The following is an 18,861-nucleotide window of genomic DNA, read 5'->3' as shown; positions in this document are numbered from 1 at the left end:
TTGCACGGAAAAAAACGAATTTGTCTTTTTTTTAGTCACTTATTCATGCATGAACAAGTGACTTTATTTATGATAGTTAATTTAGTTTTTTCAGAAGATAAACAACATGACCAATAATTTCAAAATCGAGTGGTGAATTTTTATTAACCATAATAGTTGGATATTTCGAATTGTCACATAATAAGGCTAAATTAGAACCTTGATTTTGAATTCGTTTTATACTGATTTGATCATCATACTGTACTGCATACAAATAACCATCAATAGGTTTGCAATATGCTTTATTAATGATAAGAATGTCGTGGTTTGCGATTGTAGGTTCCATACTATCGCCTTTAGCCCATACCGCAGTTAAATCATCATTATGACAATCTTGATGTTTAAGTAAGCTCGTTTCGAAGGGAATAGATTGAATGTCGGCTAAAGAATTACTCGTTTTATTTAGATTGTGGAAAGGTATATGTATTGATCCTCGATTTTGTGATTCACTTAACAATCTACATTCGCCTTTTCCTGTTGCTAACCATTCTATTGGAACTTCACACTTATGTGCAATGATGGCCAAGCGATTAAGTGAAGGATAAGTTTTACCAGATAGATAATCTCGAATTACAGCTTCAGACATACCTACTTTTTTAGCAAAAGCATTACCCGATAGTCCTTCTAAGACTAATGTTAATCGATTTTTGAAATTTATCACCCCTGTGCTTATTAAAATCGACGTTTTTTCTTGCTCATTAAGTGTTTTAAAGTTCTTTTTGTTCATTTTCTATTCCATTTCATGTGTTTTTTTTGTTTTTGTAGTTTTGTTTCGTTTTTTTATATGTTATTCTCTGCCGGTAAATTCATATCTATTCAGCGTTGTAATACCGATAATCATTACAATAGCAAAAAAATTAACCAATAGAGGATCTCATAATGAGAGAACAAGATCAAGACTGGTCACCATCAAGAGTCGTGGGCGAAATTAAAATTAGAGGTGGAAATTTAAGAGCTTTATCAAGAGCAAGCGGATTACAAGCTGATACTTTAAGAAATGCGCTATATCGTCATTGTCCTAAATACGAAAGAATTATTTCTGAATATTTGCAGGTTCCGGTTGAAACTATTTGGCCTTCTCGCTATGCCCCAACTGGAAAAAAATAGTTTAAATAAAATTCTATAAAAAAAGACGCCCTTACAGGCGTCATTAAATTATTTTTTAGCTTGTTCTGCTGCTTTAACAATCGCTGCAAAAGCATCGGCTTTTAGTGATGCACCACCGACTAATGCACCATCAATATCTGGCTGAGTAAATAGCTCTGCTGCATTTTTATCATTTACTGAACCACCGTATTGGATGATAACTTGCTCAGCAACATTAACATCTTGCTTAGCGATATGTTCACGAATAAATTTATGTACAGCTTGGGCTTGCGCAGGGGTAGCTGATTTACCTGTACCAATTGCCCAAACCGGTTCGTAGGCAATAACTGCACCATTGAATGCTTGTACTCCTAATGCTTTGATAACCGCGTCAATTTGACGAGCACAAACCGCTTGTGTTTGTCCTGCTTCGTTTTCAGATTCTGTTTCACCAATACAAAGTACCGGCACAAGTCCTGCATCTTTTAACACGCCGAATTTTTTAGCAATATATTCATCTGATTCTTTATGATAAGTGCGTCGTTCAGAGTGCCCAATAATAACATGTGTTACACCAATTTCTTTTAACATGTTAGCTGATACTTCGCCCGTAAATGCCCCTGAAAGATTCACGTCTACGTCTTGTGCACCTAAAATGATATTTGAACCGCCTAACTGATGTTTAACAAAATCAAGATAGACAACAGGTGGTGCTATAGCGATACTGCATTCAATATCAGTAGATAGCTCATTTCGAAGTCCTTCTACTAAGTTTTTAGCCATATCAATGCTACCATTGAGTTTCCAATTCCCCATGACTAGTGGTTTACGCATAATTTTCTCCAACTTAAAGTTTAAAATAGTGTTGATTTTAGAATGAATTCGCTATAATGGTTTGCATTATACACCAAATATTTTGAGCTTGAGGAAAAATATGTCATTAGAAATTTTGAACCAATTAGAAAATAGAATTCAACACACTGTTAATACAATCACTACTTTGCAACAAGAAATTGCAACGTTAAAACAAGGTAATCAAGAGCTAGAACAATTAATTAATGATAGTTCTGACGAAATGAAAGCATTGCGAGACGAAAACGAAAAACTTAAACAAGATCAACAAATATGGCAACAACGTATTCAAACTTTATTAAGTAAAATTGGTGAAATTACACAATAAGTTGTTATATCTGTTTGTTAACGCGGCATATGTCGCGTTTGTTTTTGTTATTCATTAAAGTGATGGCGAAAATTATACACAATGCGTGAAGAGTTAAAATCATTATGGATTGCTCAAACTATTCATTTAATTGAACAAGAATCTGGGCGTTTTGCGGATCAAGACATTAATCGACAAGTAAGAGCCGCTCAAACTTCATCTATTAATCGCATTGTGATGCGTGCCTTAATGCTGTCTAAAAAAAATGGATTATTTTCAGCCCAACAGACGTTATTACGGGCAGCAAATCTCTCTTTCATTATATTAATTTTTCTTTCTATTATGCTTGGCGCTTCATTAGCGTTAAGTGCCTTAAGCCAAGATCCGATTAATTTATATTGGGCTTTGTTTAGTCTATTAGGGGTACATTTAGTCACTTTAATCGTTTGGTTAATGTCTTTTTTCTTTTTTTCAAATTGGGGTGGCAGTATATTGGTTTACTGTTGGTTATGGTTAACTAAAAAATTTTCACAAAAAAAGACTGTCCAACAACTTATTCCCGCTTTTGTTGAACTATTTGGTAGTCAAATTCGCTGGCTAATTGGTTTTATACTCAATCTTTTTTGGACTTTTATATTAACGAGTGCGCTGGTGGTATTAGTTGTACTGTTTTCAACTGAACATTATCGCTTTGAATGGAAAACAACTTTATTAAGCTCTGGTACTATTATTGATTTAACGCATTATTTAGGTTCGATACCTGCTTTAATTGGTTTTACCATCCCTAATGATGATGTTATTCGAGCGAGTGAGCACGCATTAAATTCTGGCGATGCCCGTTTTGCTTGGGCTGTTTGGTTATTAGGTGTATTTATTGTTTATGGTGTAGCTATTCGATTTTTATGCATGATAGTTTGTGCTATAAATTGGTTGATTTGCAGTCGAAAAGTGAAATTGGACACCAAACATCCACATTTTCAGGTTTTAACTAACGAGTTACAACCTATTTCAGTGAATATAGAAGATGAAGATAAGCATGGGGAGCGTTCCATAAATTATTCACCTTATCACTATGTTGAAAATGCAAAGGGCGCTTTTTTAGTTGCAATTGATATCACGGAAAGCTGGACTCCACCAAATTCGGTTACGTTTTTAGGCTTTTTAAATACGCGAGAACAGCGGCGTAACATTCTAGATTATTTGCAATTAACGCCAGCTAAAAAGTTATTGATCGCTATTGATACCGATAGAGCACCAGATAGAGGTATGTTAAATTTAATTAATCAGCTTATGAATAAATCACAGCAAAATCGCCTTTGGTTTATCAATAACGGTAAGCAAATGAAAAACTGGCAAGCTTTATCGCTACAATTAGCAACACCCACTTGGTTAAGTGAGGAGTTTTGACATGTTAACAACATTAAAATTAGCTGTAGTCGGGCATGCCAATGTCGGTAAAACGTCTTTATTGCGAACTTTAATACACAATAGCCAATTTGGTGAAGTTTCAGATAAACCTGGGACCACAAGGAATGTCCAGTCTATTACATTACCTTTAGCACATCATCAATCTATCATTTATTATGATACGCCTGGATTGGAAGACAGCTTAGCGTTGTACGATTATATTCATCAATTAACTATCGATAGCGGTAAACTAGATGGGATCGATAAATTAACGATTTTTTTACAAAGTCCAGAAGCCGAAAATAGTTTTGATCAAGAAGCAAAAGTCATCCGACAATTGCTCAAAAGTGATGCGGCAATCTATGTTATAGACGTGCGTGAGCCGATTTTAGATAAATATCATGATGAGCTTGCAATACTTGCGAGTAGTGATAAACCAATGCTTGCCGTATTAAATTTTACCGCAAGCGAAAAAGAAAATGAAAAGGAATGGAAAAGATTACTCTCACGCGTGGGGATACATGCTATCATACGGTTTGACGCTATAGTTCCGCCCCTAGATGGCGAGGAACGATTATATAAAAGTCTTGCTTTATTGCTCGAACCTGCCAAAAAGATCTTAGATCAATGGTTAGATCAAATTGCACAAATGCGGCAATCTCGTCATCAAAGTGCTAACTTGATTATTGCGGAAGCACTGGTTGATGTGACTGCCTTTTACAAGATGGCAAAAATTGATGATCAACAGGCAATTGCTCAAATGCAAGATCAAGTTAGAAAGCGCGAACAATTGGCAATAAATGAATTGTTGAAACTTTATCAATTTAATTCTGATTTAGAGAGTTTTGAGACTTTACCTTTAATAAAAGGGCGCTATAATGCAGATCTATTTAATATTGATGCATTAAAACGAATGGGTGTGCATTTGACGAAAGGTTTTGTGTCGGGTGCAACTATTGGGGCAAGCATAGATTTAGCTACAGGCGGAATTACGCTTGGCTCAGCTGCTTTAATTGGAGCAGCAGTAGGCAGTATAATGCAAACTGCCAAACATTATGGTTCTAGAATGCGGTATCAGCTTTCTGGTTATAGTAAACTAAGTGTTGATGATGTTATTATTTGTTTTCTTTCTTTACGGCTGCTTAGTCTGAAAGAAAGTTTAAATCATCGCAGCCATGCGAACACTAATCCGATCAAGTTGTCAAAATTAGAACAACAAGAGTGGGAAAAAGGTGTGTTGCCAAAAGAGTTAAAAATAGCAAGACGCTATTCGCAATGGTCGACTTTAAATAAAGGAACAAAAAGAAATGACAAAAAAAGACAATCGACGATCAAGCATGTTGCCGAACAACTTTTTTAGTGTGAAGAAGCGATTTTTAATAACGACTTTGCTTTTTTCTCTTTTTATGTTATTTGGATGTAGTACAAGTCAAGGGCAGGTATCAACGAAAACCACTAAACCTGACCCGCAAATGTTAGCAAAGATTGAATCTCACTATAAAAAATGGCAAAAAACCCCGTACCGGTTCGGTGGAACGACATTATCGGGTAGCGATTGTTCTGGTTTAGTTGTGAATTTTTTCAAAAATAAACTGTCTAAGACATTACCGCGAAGTGCATCAGCTCAAGCTCAATTAGGTTATAAAGTCTCTCAACCTAAAGCAGGTGATTTAGTATTCTTTAAAACTGGTCGTAGCCAAAGTGGTCTACATGTTGGTATTTATTATGCTGATGGTAAATTTTTACATGCATCAACTTCTAAAGGCGTAATTTATTCCAGTTTAAATGAAGATTATTGGAAAAAACATTATTGGATGACGCGTCGCTTAACAGATGGTTAGTCAACTCAATTGAATACAAATTAATAAATTAAAAAGCTCTCTAAGTTAACTGATTTCGAGAGCTTTATTATTTTTGAGCATTGCTAAATTAAATTTTCCCCTGTTCTTTCAATTCACGCATTACATTAGCCACATAAAGCATTTCACCTGGTGTTCCAAGTGATATTCGACACCAGTTTGTAGCTGGTGCAAAATCTCTACCAATTAATATAAATTTTTGTTTCATCAATTCACGATATTTATTCAAATCAATTGGCGTTTGGTGAAATATGAAGTTTGTTTCTGATTTAAGATAATGCAGCCCAAGGTCTGATAATGTTTTTTCCATAATTTCCCTCGATACATCAACGGCTTTTTTGGAATAAGTCAGATATTGTTTATCTTTCATCGAAGCCAAAGCAGCACAAACACCACAATAATTCAGTTTTTCACCTGCGACATATTGTGAAATATTTTGTATGTGAACTTCGGTACTAACAACATAACCAACACGTAATCCCGCCATTGCGTGTATTTTTGAAAATGTTTTAAGTAATACAATATTTTCGTAACCTTGTGTAATAAATTTATCGGCAGACTTAAAGGTTGGATCATTGACAAATTCGGCATATGCTTCATCAAAAATAAAAATAGTATTGTTAGGTTTGCTCGCTACCCATGATTCAATTTCAGGTAAACCAAACACAGTAGAAGTTGGATTATTAGGGTTAACTAAATAAACTATTGAGAATCCTTGATGAGCTTCAACGGCTTTTCTTAACCCGTTGATATCAATTTTCCAGTCATTTAAACAAGGTACTTTGGTTATTTTTAAATTAAAAATTTTAGCAAATTGTTCTCCATCACTGTAGGTAAGTTCAGGTATAACTAGCTGAGTATTGGGTTTTACAAAAGCAGCGATGGTACTTCTAATACCTTCTGATGAACCGGCAGTCAAGAGTATCTGTTTTTCACTGACATTATGATGTTCTGCTAATGACTGACTTAAAATCGGCATCTCCGCTTTAGCATAACGGTTAGCTTTAGGAACTGCATCAATTGCTGCTTGTTTGGCTGAAGGTGACATACCTAAAGCATTCTCATTAAAGTTAAGCCTTACTGGATTATTTGCATCAGGTGTTACAACTGTATCAAGCATGGGCAATGAAAAAGCGATCGATTTTTGCACTTCTTGAGCATGGGCTTTGGACAGTAATTGATTTATTGATAAACCAGCAATTGCCGCACCAGAGAATGTTAATAAACTTCGACGGCTGATATTTAAATTTGCATCCATTATTCACCTCACCATTAGTTGATCTTCTGTCGGTAATAGTTTGATGCAATATTTATACCAGTTTCAATTGCCGATTATGTAATGCTTAATTTTGTTATCTAAGTCAAGAACATTTGTATTTATTGTATTGGTAAGTGTGAGTAGGGGAAGTGTTGAAATGCACTCTATTGGTGCTTTTTTGCACAATTAAATCTTTTTTTTAAATACTGCGCTTATTTAACAATGATAAATAAGCGCAGTTAATTTGGTTAACCTTGATAAGGTTAGTTAACTATCAGCAGGCGTTTCAATATCTGAGTAGGTTGATAACATCTGCAAAAACTTATACTTCGAGTTAACCATTTTTGTTGATCGTTCATGTAAAGTATTCGCAACAGCCGGCTCTAATGTCTCTAATCGTCGGAATCGTTGTTCTTTCAGTAGGATATCTGACAATGATTCACTATTTGGTGATTTAGAGTCTAATACTAAACCTGGTTTTCCTTCTGCTACGCGGCGTGGATCATAACGATAAAGCGGCCAGAATCCAGATTTGACTAAATCTTTCATCTGTTCATGTGATTTAGCCAGATCATAGCCATGTTCTTCACAAGGACTATACGCGATAACAAGTGAAGGTCCATCATAGGCTTCGGCCTCTTGCAGCGCTTTAAGTGTCTGATTGAGCTGAGAACCTAATGCTATTTGCGCAACATATACATGACCATACATCATTACACTTATGCCTAAATCTTTACGTGCTTTGTGTTTCCCTAGATCGGCAAATTTAGATACTGCACCCATTGGTGTTGCCTTCGATTGCTGACCACCTGTATTTGAGTAGCATTGTGTATCTAATACTAAAATATTGACGTTATCAGTTAAACTCATCACATGATCAAGCCCACCAAAGCCAATGTCATAAGCCCAACCATCGCCACCAATAGCCCATACTGACTTATCAATTAAATAGTCTGCATCTTGCATTAATTCTTTAGCTTCGATCGAATCCAAGTGTGCTAATTGTTCACGTAATATAGCAATTTGTGCGCGTTTATCTGCAATCGAAACATCTGCTGATTGTAAGGCTAGGGTAATTTCGGGTGAGATTTCACCGGCAACATGCTCTAATAATCGTAAAACGCGTTTTTTATGTTGATCATAAGTAATACGGTAACCCAAAGCAAATTCAGCATTATCTTCAAATAATGAGTTAGCCCAAGCGGGTCCACGACCACTACGATCGGTAGTATAAGGCGTAGAAGGTAAATTTCCACCATAAATCGATGAGCAGCCGGTTGCATTGGCAATGGCTAAATGATCACCATAGAGCTGGGTTAACAATTTAATATAAGGTGTTTCACCACAGCCTGCACATGCTCCCGAGTATTCAAATAGCGGTGTTAGTAATTGTGACGTACGGATATCAATACGTTCAAGCGTTTTTATATCACGATCGGGTAACGCCGAGAAATAGTCATAATTAATTCGCTGGGTATCGAGGTTTTCAATACGCGGACGCATATTAATTGCTTTAATATCGAAGTTATTTCGATCTCGGGCAGGACAAACTTCAACACATAAATTACAACCTGTACAATCTTCAGGCGCAACTTGCAATACATAGCGTTGACCTTTCATGTCACGTGCTTTCACTTCGAGCGAACTAAGCGACTCAGGTGCATTAATCATATCATCTGGCGCTACAACCTTGGCTCGAATGGCTGCATGTGGGCAAGCAACCGCACAGTGGTTACATTGCGTGCAAAGCTCGGGTTGCCAAATAGGTATCTCTTCAGCAATATTACGTTTTTCCCATTTTGTTGTTCCGGTTGGCCAAGTGCCATCAGGGGGAAAAGCCGATACAGGCAAGCTATCACCAAGTCCTGCTAGCATTGTTGCTGTAACCATTTTAACAAAATCAGGTGCGTTATATGGCACAATAGCTGGGCGTGATGTGCTACTTTCATCGACACAACTTAATGGGATTTGTTCGAGTGACGCGATAGCTAAATCAAGCGCTTTCCAGTTATTTTCAACTAATTCTTGCCCTTTACTACTGTAACTTTTGGCAATGACTTCTTTTAATTGAGCAATACTGAAGTCATTTTTAAATATTTCTGAAAGATGAAAAAAAGCCGCCTGCATTACGGTATTAATTCTTGCACCTAAATTACATTCACGTGCTATTTTAGCTGCATTGATGATATAAAAGTGCGCTCTTTTTTTAATTAATTGTATTTGAACTTCTTTCGGTAAGCGATGCCAAATTTCATCTTTACTATAAGGGGTATTGAGTAAAAAAATGCCATCATCTTTAAGTTTTTCAACAATCTGATATTTATCAATAAATTGATCTTGATGACAACCGATAAAGTGTGCACTCGTAATTAAATAAGGCGAGTCTATCGGTTCTAAATTAACACGTAAATGAGAAGTCGTTAAGCCACCTGCTTTTTTAGAGTCATAAACAAAAAATCCCTGAACATAAAAGGGCGAACTATCCCCAATAATTTTGATATTATTTTTTGTTGCCGACACTGTGCCATCACTGCCAAGCCCATAAAATAGTGCTTCAAGTGCAGATTTTTGAGGAATAGACTTTTCAGGTAAGGGTAACGATAAACCGGTGATATCATCATAAATACCCACAGTAAAACGAGGGCGAGGATTTTCTAATTGTAGTTCTGTAAAAATAGCCAGAACACAGCAAGGATCAAACTCTTTTGATGATAAACCATAACGTCCACCAATTATTTTGGGTATATTGCTTCGTTCGCCTTGACTAAAGCTTTCTGCAAAAGCTGTCATTATATCTAAATAAAGTGGCTCAGCTTGAGCACCGGGTTCTTTAGTTCTATCTAATACCGCCACTTTTTTAACACTAGTCGGAATAACTTCCAGAAAATGTTTGGCGGAAAAAGGGCGATATAACCTAACAATTACCACACCCACTTTTTCATCATTTTTATTCAAATAATCAACGACTTCTTTACTAGTACTTGCACCCGAACCCATGATAACTATTACTCGCTCGGCATCATTAGCACCATAATATTCGAATGGCTGATACTTTCGACCTGTTTGTTGTTCAAAAGCGTCCATCGCATCGACAACATGCTGATAAGTGTTATTGTAATAAGGATTGACTGCTTCACGGCATTGGAAAAAGGTATCTGGGTTAGCTGATGTACCTCGTATAACCGGTTTATCCGGTGTTAAAGCTCGAGAACGGTAAGCTTTAATGGCTTCATGAGGTAAAAGTTGATGGATATCTTCGTCAGTCAGTGGATAGATTTTATTGACTTCATGTGAGGTTCTAAACCCATCAAAAAAGTGGACAAAAGGCACACGACTATTAAAGGTTGCCATTTGCGCGATTAATGCTAAATCTTGTGCTTCTTGTACCGAGCTTGAGCAGAGCATCGCAAAACCAGTTTGTCTGATTGACATCACATCGGAGTGATCACCAAAAATTGATAGAGCATGAGTCGCAACGGTACGTGCAGCAACGTGTAAAACAAATGGTGTCAGTTCCCCAGCGATTTTATACAGGGATGGAATCATCAGTAGCAAACCCTGCGATGAGGTAAATGAGGTAGCTAATGCACCTGTCATTAACGCGCCATGCACAGTTGAAATCGCGCCTGCTTCAGATTGCATTTCAACCACTTTAGGGATATCCCCAAACACGTTAGGTTTATTGAATTCAGCCCATGTACTAGCTTGTTCTGCCATTGATGAACTTGGTGTTATTGGATAAATAGCAATGACTTCGTTTGCACGATAAGCAACGGAAGATACCGCACTATTAGCATCTGATATGATCATTAAAAAACCTTGTATTCTAGAGTATTATGACATTACTTAGTTATAATAATTAATATTATTGTACCAGAAAGTAAGATAGCTTTTCGTTATTTTTATGTTAAATTTTTTGTTTAACTCTTTGAATTTTTGAGTGACTGAAATCGATATTAATATAGTTGAAAATTTAAAAAAGGGCATAATTAATCAATTCAATAGGCAATAAAAAATACCTGTTGGTGATTTATCAACTTAACGATAAAACCTTCTAATAATGAGGGTGGTTCTCTACTACGTTTTACCTATTGCTTATTATTATCCAACCTGTATGGTTGGATAATAATAGTGTTAACCACTTGGCTATTTTATTATTACACGTTCGTTTGACGTTGAGTGTTTAATTTCACCGAGTAACCAAGCCTTTTCACCTTGATTATTGAGTATGGTAATGGCTTTAGCTGCAAGTGATTTAGGTAGCGCAATAATCAATCCAACTCCACAGTTAAATGTTCGGTACATTTCGTGACGATCCACATTACCTGCCTGCTGTAGCCAATTAAAGATTGCAGGCCATTGCCAACTGTTTTCATTAATTATCGCTTGAGTATTGTCGGGCAAAACGCGCGGAATGTTTTCCCAAAATCCACCACCAGTGATATGTGCTATGGCATGCACATCAATTTGCGTAATTAAGTTTAGAATCGATTTTACATAGATTTTTGTTGGTGCAAGTAAGTGATCGGCCAGCGTTTTGTCTTCTAATTGTGTTTTTGCTGGATTTACCCCACTCACTTCGATAATCTTCCGTACTAGCGAATAGCCATTGGAGTGTGGCCCACTCGATGCTAAAGCAATCAACGCATCACCATCTTGTACTTTGCTGCCATCAATCATTTCCGTTTTTTCAACAACACCCACACAAAATCCTGCTAAGTCATAATCATTACCATGATACATGCCTGGCATTTCAGCTGTTTCACCGCCAACTAATGCACACCCCGCTTGCTTACAGCCTTCAGCAATACCTGTGACGACTGTAGTTGCTACATCAACGTTAAGTTTACCTGTGGCATAATAATCAAGGAAAAATAGCGGTTCTGCACCTTGCACAATAAGATCATTAACGCACATCGCAACTAAATCAATGCCAATTGCATCATGTCGATTTAAATCCATCGCCAGACGGAGTTTAGTACCAACGCCATCTGTTCCAGATACTAAAATAGGCTCTTTGTATTTTTGCGGAATTGCACATAGTGCACCAAATCCGCCTAAACCCCCCATGACTTCTGGGCGCTTAGTCGCTTTTACTACTGATTTGATTCGATTAACGAGTTCGTTACCGGCATCAATATCAACGCCAGCATCTTTATAACTTAGAGAGTTGTTATTTGACACGAGGAGTAATCCTTACAATAGAAAAATTGCTGATATTTTAGCAAGGAAGCAATGGAATGGCGATCTATAATTATATGAAATAACCAATTAATTAACATAATTAATTGGCTTCAAACCAACTTTCTAGAATGATAATTGCTGATGTTGCATCAACATGCCCCTTTTCCAGCGCTTTATAACCACGAGAAGCAAAAATATGGGATTTTGCCTCAACGGTAGATAGCCGTTCATCTTGTAGATGGACTTGATAACCAAACATACCATGCAAACGATTAGCGAATTTACGTGCTCGAGCAGTTAACGGTTGTTCAGTCCCATCCATGTTAAGTGGTAAGCCTACAACCAAATAGTCAGGTTTCCATTCATTTAACATTTTTTCAATTGCTTGCCAATTCGGAATACCATCACGCGCTTTAAAAGCGCATAATGGATTCGCTGTTTTGGTAATATCTTGCCCAATCGCAGCGCCAATGCTCGCAGTTCCAAAATCAAATGCAATTATTGTTGCCATTTATTATGCATTTCCCATTTGGTGCGAAATCGTATTTATGTTAATACCGAGTGATTGCGCTGCTTTTTGCCAACGATCTTCAATTGCGGATTCAAAAATAATTTTTGGATCAACATCTGTCACTAACCAATCATTACGTGCTACTTCAGCTTCTAATTGCAGTGACTGCCACCCAGAATAACCTAATGCTAAAAACATATCTTTAGGTTGCTCAGGCGAACCGATTGATTTTAGTAGATCAAGCGATGTGGTAATCATTATATCATCCGAAATTTTTATGCTGGATGCAAACCCTTGTTGCGGCGTATGCAAAATAAATCCCTGTTCTTCAGCTATTGGTCCACCAGCAAAAACAGGATGCTCAAGTTCAGCACAGTTTTTACTTGCGGTAATTTCAAGGCGAGCTAAGACTGCGGCGACATTAAGATCTTGTATTGGTTTATTGATAACAATCCCCATTGCCCCATCACGATTATGTTCGCAAATATATACAACAGATCGACTAAATGTTGGCTCAGTGATAGTTGGCATTGCTACGATAAAATGATTTTTTAAATTCATATGCTCACATTTCTATAGTTTATAATGCACATTTGCCAATTTTTACATGATGTTGGATATTACAACGCATCAATAATTCAGGTTCGTTACTCTCTTCATTGATTGATTCGTTTATAATTTCAAATTGTTGCGATAAAAAAAAGTTAATTGCAGAACTATTTTTCTTATAAACATGTACTAGTAACTCACTATGGCGCTGCTTAGCTTTTTCAACTAGCGCTTTACCAATGCCTTGCCCACGATATTCAGGTACAACAAAGAGACCCGAGATGTAATTTTCGGTTACGCCAATGAAACCTTTAACACCGTTAAGATCTTGTACATACACCGTTGACATCGGAATTAACATTTTGACAATGTCATAATTTTGTTTAAAAAATTGCGGATCAATAAAGCTATGTGCTTGTTGGTTACCTTCAAGCCATATATTCATCACTGTGTCTAAATCTTTACTTTGAAATTCTCTAATCATTTTTTTCTCTACTTATTTAATCGACGTTCAATCGCATCCATTAACATACCGGTAATAGAAAGTTTGGGGTTTTCAGATTCAATCTCACGTACACAGGTTGGACTTGTTACATTGATTTCAGTTAGTTTATCACCAATAATATCTAAACCAACAAACAGTAAACCTTTTTGTTTTAATACGGGTGCTATGCTTTTAGCAATCTGCCAATCACTTTCACTTAATGCTCTAACTTCCCCATGACCACCGGCAGCAAGATTACCTCTGGTTTCGCCTTTTTGAGGGATTCTGGCTAAACAATAAGGAACGGGTTCACCGTCAACAACTAAAACACGTTTATCACCATCTTTAATAGCCGGTATGTAGGTTTGAGCCATACAGTAACGGCTATTATGTTCTGTAAGTGTTTCAATAATTACCGAGACATTAGGATCGCCCGCTTTTATTCTGAAAATCGAGGCGCCGCCCATACCATCAAGGGGTTTTAAAATAATATCGCCGTATTTTTGATAAAACGATTTTAGTTGATTGGTTTGACGGGTAACGAGTGTTTCTGGCGTAAATTCAGCAAACCATGCAGTGAATAACTTCTCATTACAATCTCGCAAACTTTGTGGTTTATTCACCACCAGTACACCTTTTGCTTCAGCCCGTTCTAGAATATAAGTTGCGTAGATAAATTCAGTATCAAATGGTGGGTCTTTTCGCATTAATATTACGTCGAGTTCACTTAATGGCAGCGTTTGTTCATCTCCCATATCAAACCAGTGAGAGTTATCATTATGAACGGTTAAAGTACGAGTAGTTGCATAAGCTTCACCGTTTAGTAAGAACAGGTCGTTCATTTCCATATAAAAAAGTTGGTAGCCTCGTTTTTGTGCTTCATGTAACATGGCAAAACTGGTGTCTTTTTTTATTTTTATTTGGCTAATTGGATCCATTACAATACCAAGCTTAATCATGGTAACTCCTTACTGATTTTTATTGGTTTTACTAACACGATATTACGTTGTGCGATTTTATACCGTTTATAAGGTATGTTTGAAACATTGTTGATAAATGGCGTTATAAAATAGCATTTAATTATGCTGGCAACTATCATACTCGTTACTCAATGAGATGCAAATAAACATTTATTATCACGCTTTTTTATTGATTATCCCAAATCACCAAAACGAACTTGTAATGCAGTTATGGCTGTTAGCGCCGCTGTTTCGGTGCGTAAAACTCGTGGTCCTAGTAATAGGTCAGTAAAATGATATTGATGAGTCAAATTTATTTCGTCATCTGAAAGCCCACCTTCCGGGCCAATAAGTAAATTGAGGGTGTTATGTTCGCACGCTAATTGATTAATACCTTGCTTAGCTTTAGGGTGAAGATTAAGTTTTAGTCCGTCAGTTAAATTTGCACACCAATTTTCTAATTTTACAACTGGATTTATTTTAGGAATGATATTACGTCCACATTGTTCACAAGCAGAAATCACGATTTTTTGCCATTGTTGTACTTTTTTTTCCAGCCGTTCCTCATCGAGTTTGACTCCACAACGTTCAGAAAGTAAAGGTGTAATACTTGCAACACCTAGCTCGACTGATTTTTGGATAGTAAACTCCATTTTTTCGCCACGAGATATGACTTGTCCTAAATGGATATTTAATGGTGATTCACGATCATCTAAAATCAAATCCTTTGTTGTTACCTTTACAGATTTTTTATTAATCTCGTGTATGGTCGCGGGCAAGATATGGTTTGAACCATCAAAAAGGGTAATCTCTTCACCGACTTTCATTCTTAATACACGAATAAGATGATTGAAAGCGTCATTATTTAATTCTATTAGGCTATTTTGCGAAAGCGTATAGGGTTGAAAAATTCGGGTCATAATGATCGTTATTTAATATTATTTGCAATAAATTATAGCGTAAATTCTCAATATTCGGTAATCTCTATTTTCACGCAATTAAGCTTTCGGAATTTGAGATAATGAGTGTACAGAGCAAAGATAGGGTATTAATTGAAGGATTAACCACATTAGCAACAATTGGCGTATATGAGTGGGAAAAAACCATCAAACAAAAACTAATACTTGATCTAGAAATGGCATGGGATAATCAACCTGCTGGCGAACATGATGATGTTGCACTTTGTTTGGATTACTTTAAAGTGAGTCAAGCTGTAACAGATTTTATCACTTCAACCGCATTTGAATTAATTGAAAGTGTTGCTGAGCGTGTTGCACAATTAATCATCCAACAATTTGCCGTGAAATGGATAAAAATTAAAGTCTCCAAACCAAGCGCAATTGCTAATGCAACTAATGTAGCGGTTGTGATTGAACGGACATCTCGTTTTTAATAACACAAGTATAGATTTTATTATGAACAATTCACCTGATGCCATTTCTAATCAATGCCATCGAACCGCTAAAGGTTTTCGAAATGAACAACCATTTAAAATAAAATTGCGGGATATTTGGCGTTGGCATCGACAACGAAAAGTTTTACCACCCAAAATGGGGTACGATGCATTTAGACAAACGTGGTGTGAAAATATAGATTTAACGTTGAGCGGTGACCGCGTTTGGTGGATAGGGCATTCAACAACATTAATCCGTTTAAATAACAAAATAATATTGACCGATCCTATTTTTTCACAGCGAGCATCACCTTCACAATGGATGGGGCCTAAACGTTTAACCCCAGCAGCAATAAGTATTGATAAGCTTTCTCAGCTTGATTTTATTGTTATTTCGCATAATCATTATGATCATCTTGACTTTACTAGCATTAAACAGCTTATTATGCGGTTTGCTAATGTTACACTGCTTGTTCCGCTAGGATTGAAAAATAAATTAATCAAATGGGGTGCACAAAATGTTATAGAATTGGATTGGTGGGATTCAATTAACATAAATGATATTACGTTTACTGCCACGCCGGCTCAGCATTGGAGTAAGCGAGGACTATTTGATACCAATAAAGTATTATGGTGTGGTTGGATGATGCAGTCTAATTGTGATGGCTTAACTAAGACAGTTTATTTTATGGGCGATACCGGATATTCACCCAGTTTAAAAAAAATTAATGAACGTTTTAGCAAAATTGATTTAGCCTTAATTCCAATCGGTGCTTATGCGCCAAGGTGGTTTATGCAATCACAGCATATCGATCCCGCGCAAGCAGTGCAGTTATATGATGAACTTAATTGTCAATCTGCCATAGCTATTCATTGGGGAACATTTGAATTAGCCGATGATCCATTAGATGAACCTCCTGAACTATTAAGCTCACTTAAGCACTCGCGTCAGTTTTATTTATTGAAAATAGGCGGTAGTTTAGCTATTAATCCCGAGAATTATGAATTAAAATAATATTAATCACCAATAACATAAATAAATTAAAAAAGCCATTGGCCTAGAATATTGAGGAAACATATGAAATCTAATCTTATTGCGTTGTCATGCTTAGTCATGAGTTTAACTTTAGTTGGTTGTGGTGGCAAAAATGATGAAGGCAAAAAATACCATTGGTCAAAAGCACATGGCGTTTTAGAAGATTGCCGTGGTGTGATGAATAAATCACAACAGTGTGAAACTAACGGTAATAATCAGCAGTATTTGTTTCAAATAGATAGGTATTAACATGAGTGCTTGGCTCATTTATGCATTATTATCGGCAATTTCGGCTGCTTTTGTCGCTATTTTAGGTAAAATTGGTTTACAACATCTTGATGCCAACACGGCAACGGCTATTCGTGCAATTGTAATGGCTATCTTCTTAGTGGGCGTTGTGGTAGTACAAGGTAAACTAAATTTGATAAGTACTTTTTTGAATGACAAAAAAGCGTTATTTATCATTGCACTTAGTGGTATTGCTGGCGCTCTATCTTGGTTGTTTTATTTTATGGCAATTAAAGAGGGCAAAGTATCTCAAGTTGCCCCCATAGATAAGCTAAGTGTTGTTTTTGCTGTTATCTTTGCCGTCATTTTATTTGGTGAAAAAATTTCCTTTCTTGCCAGTATTGGCGTTTTAATGATTGCCGCTGGTGCAATTTTAGTTGCACTATTTTAGTAGTGCATTAAATAGCTCAACGGTAACACGTTCGCCTTTTTTAACATTGCCTCGTTCTTGTTCAAGCAAAATAAAGCAGTTAGCGCGATTGAACGATTGTGTTATGTGCGATCCTTGTTGACCAGTTGTGGTAACGGCTAGCTCACCTTGATCATCAAGGTAAAGTTTGCCGCGTTGAAAATCCATGCGGCCGATACTTTTTTTCAAATCACAGGCAGTTTTGACGGTAAAAGATGTATTGATCGATGAGCGTTGTTGTCCACTTAAGGTTAAAATTATTGGTTGAACTAATTGATAAAAAGTCACTAATGTTGAAACCGGATTACCCGGTAATCCACAAAATAATGCATCGCCAATTTTACCCAGTGCAAACGGTTTTCCGGGTTTGATGGCAATTTTCCAAAAATCAATTTCGCCCAATTGTTCTAAAGCCATTTTGGTATAATCGGCATCACCAACCGAGACTCCACCACTTGTGATGATTAAATTAGCTTGTTTAGCGGCATTAGATAACGCCTGTTTGATTTGCATGGGATCGTCAGGAATAATACCAAAGTCGATAATTTCGCAGTTTAGTTTTTGTAATAATAATCTTAAGGTGAAACGGTTACTATCATAAATACTAGCGTTATTAGATAAAGGCTCACCAATAGAGGTTAATTCGTTACCAGTAGAAAAAATAGCGACGTTTAATTTTTTAAATACGGTAAGTTGATTAATTCCGAGGGTTGCAAGGGTTGATAGGGTTGGTATGGTTAATTTAGTGCCACACTCAACGATAATGGCATCTTTCTTTATGTCTTCCCCGCATCGACGAATGTTATCACCGCTTTTTACTTCATTTAAAAATCTAATCCCTAAATCCGATTTTTCGGTTTGCTCTTGCATGACAACGGCATCGGCCTCATTAGGTAAGGCCGCACCTGTCATAATTCGTAAACATGTGCCTTTCGGCCAATGAAGATTGTCAACATCATCGCCTGCATAAATAACGCCTGCTACTGGTAGATTTTTGGCGTGTTCAATATCCGATAATCTTACCGCATAACCATCCATGGCTGAATTATCAAAACTTGGCACATTCATCGGCGATATTACTGGTTTTGCCGTTATCCGATCGAGGGAGTCAAGCAAACTCACTTGCTCACAATTGGGTAATTTTATGGACGATACGGCTTGCAGAATTTTTTGTTTGGCTTGTTCAAAAGTGAGTAGCATAAAAATGAGCCTTGTTTAATTTTAAAAATCCATTTTGTTA

20 protein-coding genes are annotated in these 18,861 nt (G+C 36.7%); 9 read left to right on the top strand and 11 right to left on the bottom strand.

Annotation, left to right across the window (positions count from 1 at the left end; genetic code table 11):
• Nucleotides 1–76: 76 nt before the first annotated feature.
• On the bottom strand, nt 77–766 hold the full coding sequence (locus J3U63_RS00350) for a LexA family transcriptional regulator (RefSeq protein ID WP_267370155.1): 690 nt from the start codon (nt 764–766) through the stop codon (nt 77–79).
• Between the two features lie 152 nt (nt 767–918).
• On the opposite strand from J3U63_RS00350, the gene J3U63_RS00345 reads away from it, so the two are divergent.
• Entirely contained in the window at nt 919–1,146 is a 228-nt protein-coding gene (locus J3U63_RS00345; protein WP_267333032.1) for a helix-turn-helix domain-containing protein, read from the top strand.
• Between the two features lie 48 nt (nt 1,147–1,194).
• On the opposite strand, the gene tpiA is transcribed toward J3U63_RS00345, so the two are convergent.
• Complete coding sequence (gene tpiA, locus J3U63_RS00340) at nt 1,195–1,959, bottom strand: triose-phosphate isomerase (RefSeq protein ID WP_065633400.1); 765 nt, start codon at nt 1,957–1,959, stop codon at nt 1,195–1,197.
• A gap of 100 nt (nt 1,960–2,059) precedes the next feature.
• Between tpiA and zapB the strand changes: the two genes are divergently transcribed.
• From zapB to J3U63_RS00320, 4 genes are all read left to right on the top strand, one after another.
• On the top strand, nt 2,060–2,305 hold the full coding sequence (gene zapB / locus J3U63_RS00335; RefSeq protein WP_267333031.1) for a cell division protein ZapB: 246 nt from the start codon (nt 2,060–2,062) through the stop codon (nt 2,303–2,305).
• An 81-nt stretch (nt 2,306–2,386) separates the two neighbouring features.
• Complete coding sequence (locus J3U63_RS00330; RefSeq protein ID WP_267370153.1) at nt 2,387–3,691, top strand: DUF2868 domain-containing protein; 1,305 nt, start codon at nt 2,387–2,389, stop codon at nt 3,689–3,691.
• A 1-nt stretch (nt 3,692) separates the two neighbouring features.
• Nucleotides 3,693–5,051: a DUF3482 domain-containing protein gene (locus tag J3U63_RS00325; RefSeq protein ID WP_267333029.1), complete on the top strand. Its 1,359-nt coding sequence runs from the start codon at nt 3,693–3,695 to the stop codon at nt 5,049–5,051.
• On the top strand, nt 4,999–5,532 hold the full coding sequence (locus J3U63_RS00320) for a C40 family peptidase (RefSeq protein ID WP_267333028.1): 534 nt from the start codon (nt 4,999–5,001) through the stop codon (nt 5,530–5,532). The genes J3U63_RS00325 and J3U63_RS00320 overlap by 53 nt, the downstream gene beginning before the upstream one ends.
• Nucleotides 5,533–5,620: 88 nt before the next feature.
• Here the strand turns inward: J3U63_RS00320 and J3U63_RS00315 are convergent, their stop codons facing one another.
• The 8 genes from J3U63_RS00315 to rsmE all read right to left on the bottom strand — a co-directional run bounded on the left by J3U63_RS00315 (nt 5,621) and on the right by rsmE (nt 15,421).
• Complete coding sequence (locus J3U63_RS00315; protein ID WP_267370151.1) at nt 5,621–6,808, bottom strand: pyridoxal phosphate-dependent aminotransferase; 1,188 nt, start codon at nt 6,806–6,808, stop codon at nt 5,621–5,623.
• Nucleotides 6,809–7,075: 267 nt separating this feature from the next.
• Nucleotides 7,076–10,618, bottom strand: a complete 3,543-nt coding sequence (nifJ, locus tag J3U63_RS00310; protein ID WP_267333026.1) for a pyruvate:ferredoxin (flavodoxin) oxidoreductase — start codon at nt 10,616–10,618, stop codon at nt 7,076–7,078.
• 336 nt (nt 10,619–10,954) lie between these two features.
• Nucleotides 10,955–11,992, bottom strand: a complete 1,038-nt coding sequence (gene purM, locus J3U63_RS00305) for a phosphoribosylformylglycinamidine cyclo-ligase (RefSeq protein WP_267333025.1) — start codon at nt 11,990–11,992, stop codon at nt 10,955–10,957.
• Between the two features lie 100 nt (nt 11,993–12,092).
• The gene (gene ruvX, locus J3U63_RS00300) at nt 12,093–12,503 is read right to left on the bottom strand and encodes a Holliday junction resolvase RuvX (RefSeq protein ID WP_267333024.1); all 411 of its coding nucleotides are present in this window, start codon (nt 12,501–12,503) and stop codon (nt 12,093–12,095) included.
• 3 nt (nt 12,504–12,506) lie between these two features.
• Entirely contained in the window at nt 12,507–13,064 is a 558-nt protein-coding gene (locus tag J3U63_RS00295; RefSeq protein ID WP_267333023.1) for a YqgE/AlgH family protein, read from the bottom strand.
• 19 nt (nt 13,065–13,083) lie between these two features.
• Complete coding sequence (locus J3U63_RS00290; protein ID WP_267333022.1) at nt 13,084–13,536, bottom strand: GNAT family N-acetyltransferase; 453 nt, start codon at nt 13,534–13,536, stop codon at nt 13,084–13,086.
• A gap of 8 nt (nt 13,537–13,544) precedes the next feature.
• Nucleotides 13,545–14,495: a glutathione synthase gene (gshB, locus tag J3U63_RS00285; RefSeq protein ID WP_267333021.1), complete on the bottom strand. Its 951-nt coding sequence runs from the start codon at nt 14,493–14,495 to the stop codon at nt 13,545–13,547.
• 194 nt (nt 14,496–14,689) lie between these two features.
• Nucleotides 14,690–15,421 carry a 16S rRNA (uracil(1498)-N(3))-methyltransferase gene (gene rsmE / locus J3U63_RS00280; protein ID WP_416379646.1) on the bottom strand — a complete coding sequence of 244 codons (732 nt, stop codon included), beginning with the start codon at nt 15,419–15,421 and terminating at the stop codon, nt 14,690–14,692.
• A 95-nt stretch (nt 15,422–15,516) separates the two neighbouring features.
• Between rsmE and folB the strand changes: the two genes are divergently transcribed.
• From folB to J3U63_RS00260, 4 genes are all read left to right on the top strand, one after another.
• The gene (gene folB / locus J3U63_RS00275; protein WP_267333019.1) at nt 15,517–15,888 is read left to right on the top strand and encodes a dihydroneopterin aldolase; all 372 of its coding nucleotides are present in this window, start codon (nt 15,517–15,519) and stop codon (nt 15,886–15,888) included.
• Nucleotides 15,889–15,910: 22 nt separating this feature from the next.
• The gene (locus J3U63_RS00270) at nt 15,911–16,903 is read left to right on the top strand and encodes an MBL fold metallo-hydrolase (RefSeq protein WP_267370150.1); all 993 of its coding nucleotides are present in this window, start codon (nt 15,911–15,913) and stop codon (nt 16,901–16,903) included.
• 63 nt (nt 16,904–16,966) lie between these two features.
• Nucleotides 16,967–17,173 (top strand): hypothetical protein, encoded by a 207-nt coding sequence (locus tag J3U63_RS00265; RefSeq protein WP_065633386.1) that lies wholly within the window; start codon nt 16,967–16,969, stop codon nt 17,171–17,173.
• A gap of 1 nt (nt 17,174) precedes the next feature.
• A complete protein-coding gene (locus J3U63_RS00260) occupies nt 17,175–17,603 on the top strand; it encodes an EamA family transporter (protein WP_065633385.1) in 429 nt (142 codons plus the stop codon).
• On the opposite strand, the gene moeA is transcribed toward J3U63_RS00260, so the two are convergent.
• The gene (gene moeA / locus J3U63_RS00255; protein ID WP_267333017.1) at nt 17,595–18,821 is read right to left on the bottom strand and encodes a molybdopterin molybdotransferase MoeA; all 1,227 of its coding nucleotides are present in this window, start codon (nt 18,819–18,821) and stop codon (nt 17,595–17,597) included. The two genes, J3U63_RS00260 and moeA, sit on opposite strands and share 9 nt — an antisense overlap.
• Nucleotides 18,822–18,861 lie beyond the last annotated feature (40 nt).

It is taken from the genome of Gilliamella sp. B2838, assembly GCF_026536185.1.
GTDB lineage: Bacteria > Pseudomonadota > Gammaproteobacteria > Enterobacterales > Orbaceae > Gilliamella.
This window is presented reverse-complemented; position numbering and strand designations above follow the sequence as displayed.

Coding starts and splice junctions, on each gene's coding strand:
- J3U63_RS00350 (WP_267370155.1), bottom strand. CDS start 766: ATGAACAAAAAGAACTTTAAAACACTTAATGAGCAAGAAAAAACGTCG.
- J3U63_RS00345 (WP_267333032.1), top strand. CDS start 919: ATGAGAGAACAAGATCAAGACTGGTCACCATCAAGAGTCGTGGGCGAA.
- tpiA (WP_065633400.1), bottom strand. CDS start 1,959: ATGCGTAAACCACTAGTCATGGGGAATTGGAAACTCAATGGTAGCATT.
- zapB (WP_267333031.1), top strand. CDS start 2,060: ATGTCATTAGAAATTTTGAACCAATTAGAAAATAGAATTCAACACACT.
- J3U63_RS00330 (WP_267370153.1), top strand. CDS start 2,387: ATGCGTGAAGAGTTAAAATCATTATGGATTGCTCAAACTATTCATTTA.
- J3U63_RS00325 (WP_267333029.1), top strand. CDS start 3,693: ATGTTAACAACATTAAAATTAGCTGTAGTCGGGCATGCCAATGTCGGT.
- J3U63_RS00320 (WP_267333028.1), top strand. CDS start 4,999: ATGACAAAAAAAGACAATCGACGATCAAGCATGTTGCCGAACAACTTT.
- J3U63_RS00315 (WP_267370151.1), bottom strand. CDS start 6,808: ATGGATGCAAATTTAAATATCAGCCGTCGAAGTTTATTAACATTCTCT.
- nifJ (WP_267333026.1), bottom strand. CDS start 10,618: ATGATCATATCAGATGCTAATAGTGCGGTATCTTCCGTTGCTTATCGT.
- ruvX (WP_267333024.1), bottom strand. CDS start 12,503: ATGGCAACAATAATTGCATTTGATTTTGGAACTGCGAGCATTGGCGCT.
- J3U63_RS00295 (WP_267333023.1), bottom strand. CDS start 13,064: ATGAATTTAAAAAATCATTTTATCGTAGCAATGCCAACTATCACTGAG.
- J3U63_RS00290 (WP_267333022.1), bottom strand. CDS start 13,536: ATGATTAGAGAATTTCAAAGTAAAGATTTAGACACAGTGATGAATATA.
- gshB (WP_267333021.1), bottom strand. CDS start 14,495: ATGATTAAGCTTGGTATTGTAATGGATCCAATTAGCCAAATAAAAATA.
- folB (WP_267333019.1), top strand. CDS start 15,517: ATGAGTGTACAGAGCAAAGATAGGGTATTAATTGAAGGATTAACCACA.
- J3U63_RS00270 (WP_267370150.1), top strand. CDS start 15,911: ATGAACAATTCACCTGATGCCATTTCTAATCAATGCCATCGAACCGCT.
- J3U63_RS00265 (WP_065633386.1), top strand. CDS start 16,967: ATGAAATCTAATCTTATTGCGTTGTCATGCTTAGTCATGAGTTTAACT.
- J3U63_RS00260 (WP_065633385.1), top strand. CDS start 17,175: ATGAGTGCTTGGCTCATTTATGCATTATTATCGGCAATTTCGGCTGCT.
- moeA (WP_267333017.1), bottom strand. CDS start 18,821: ATGCTACTCACTTTTGAACAAGCCAAACAAAAAATTCTGCAAGCCGTA.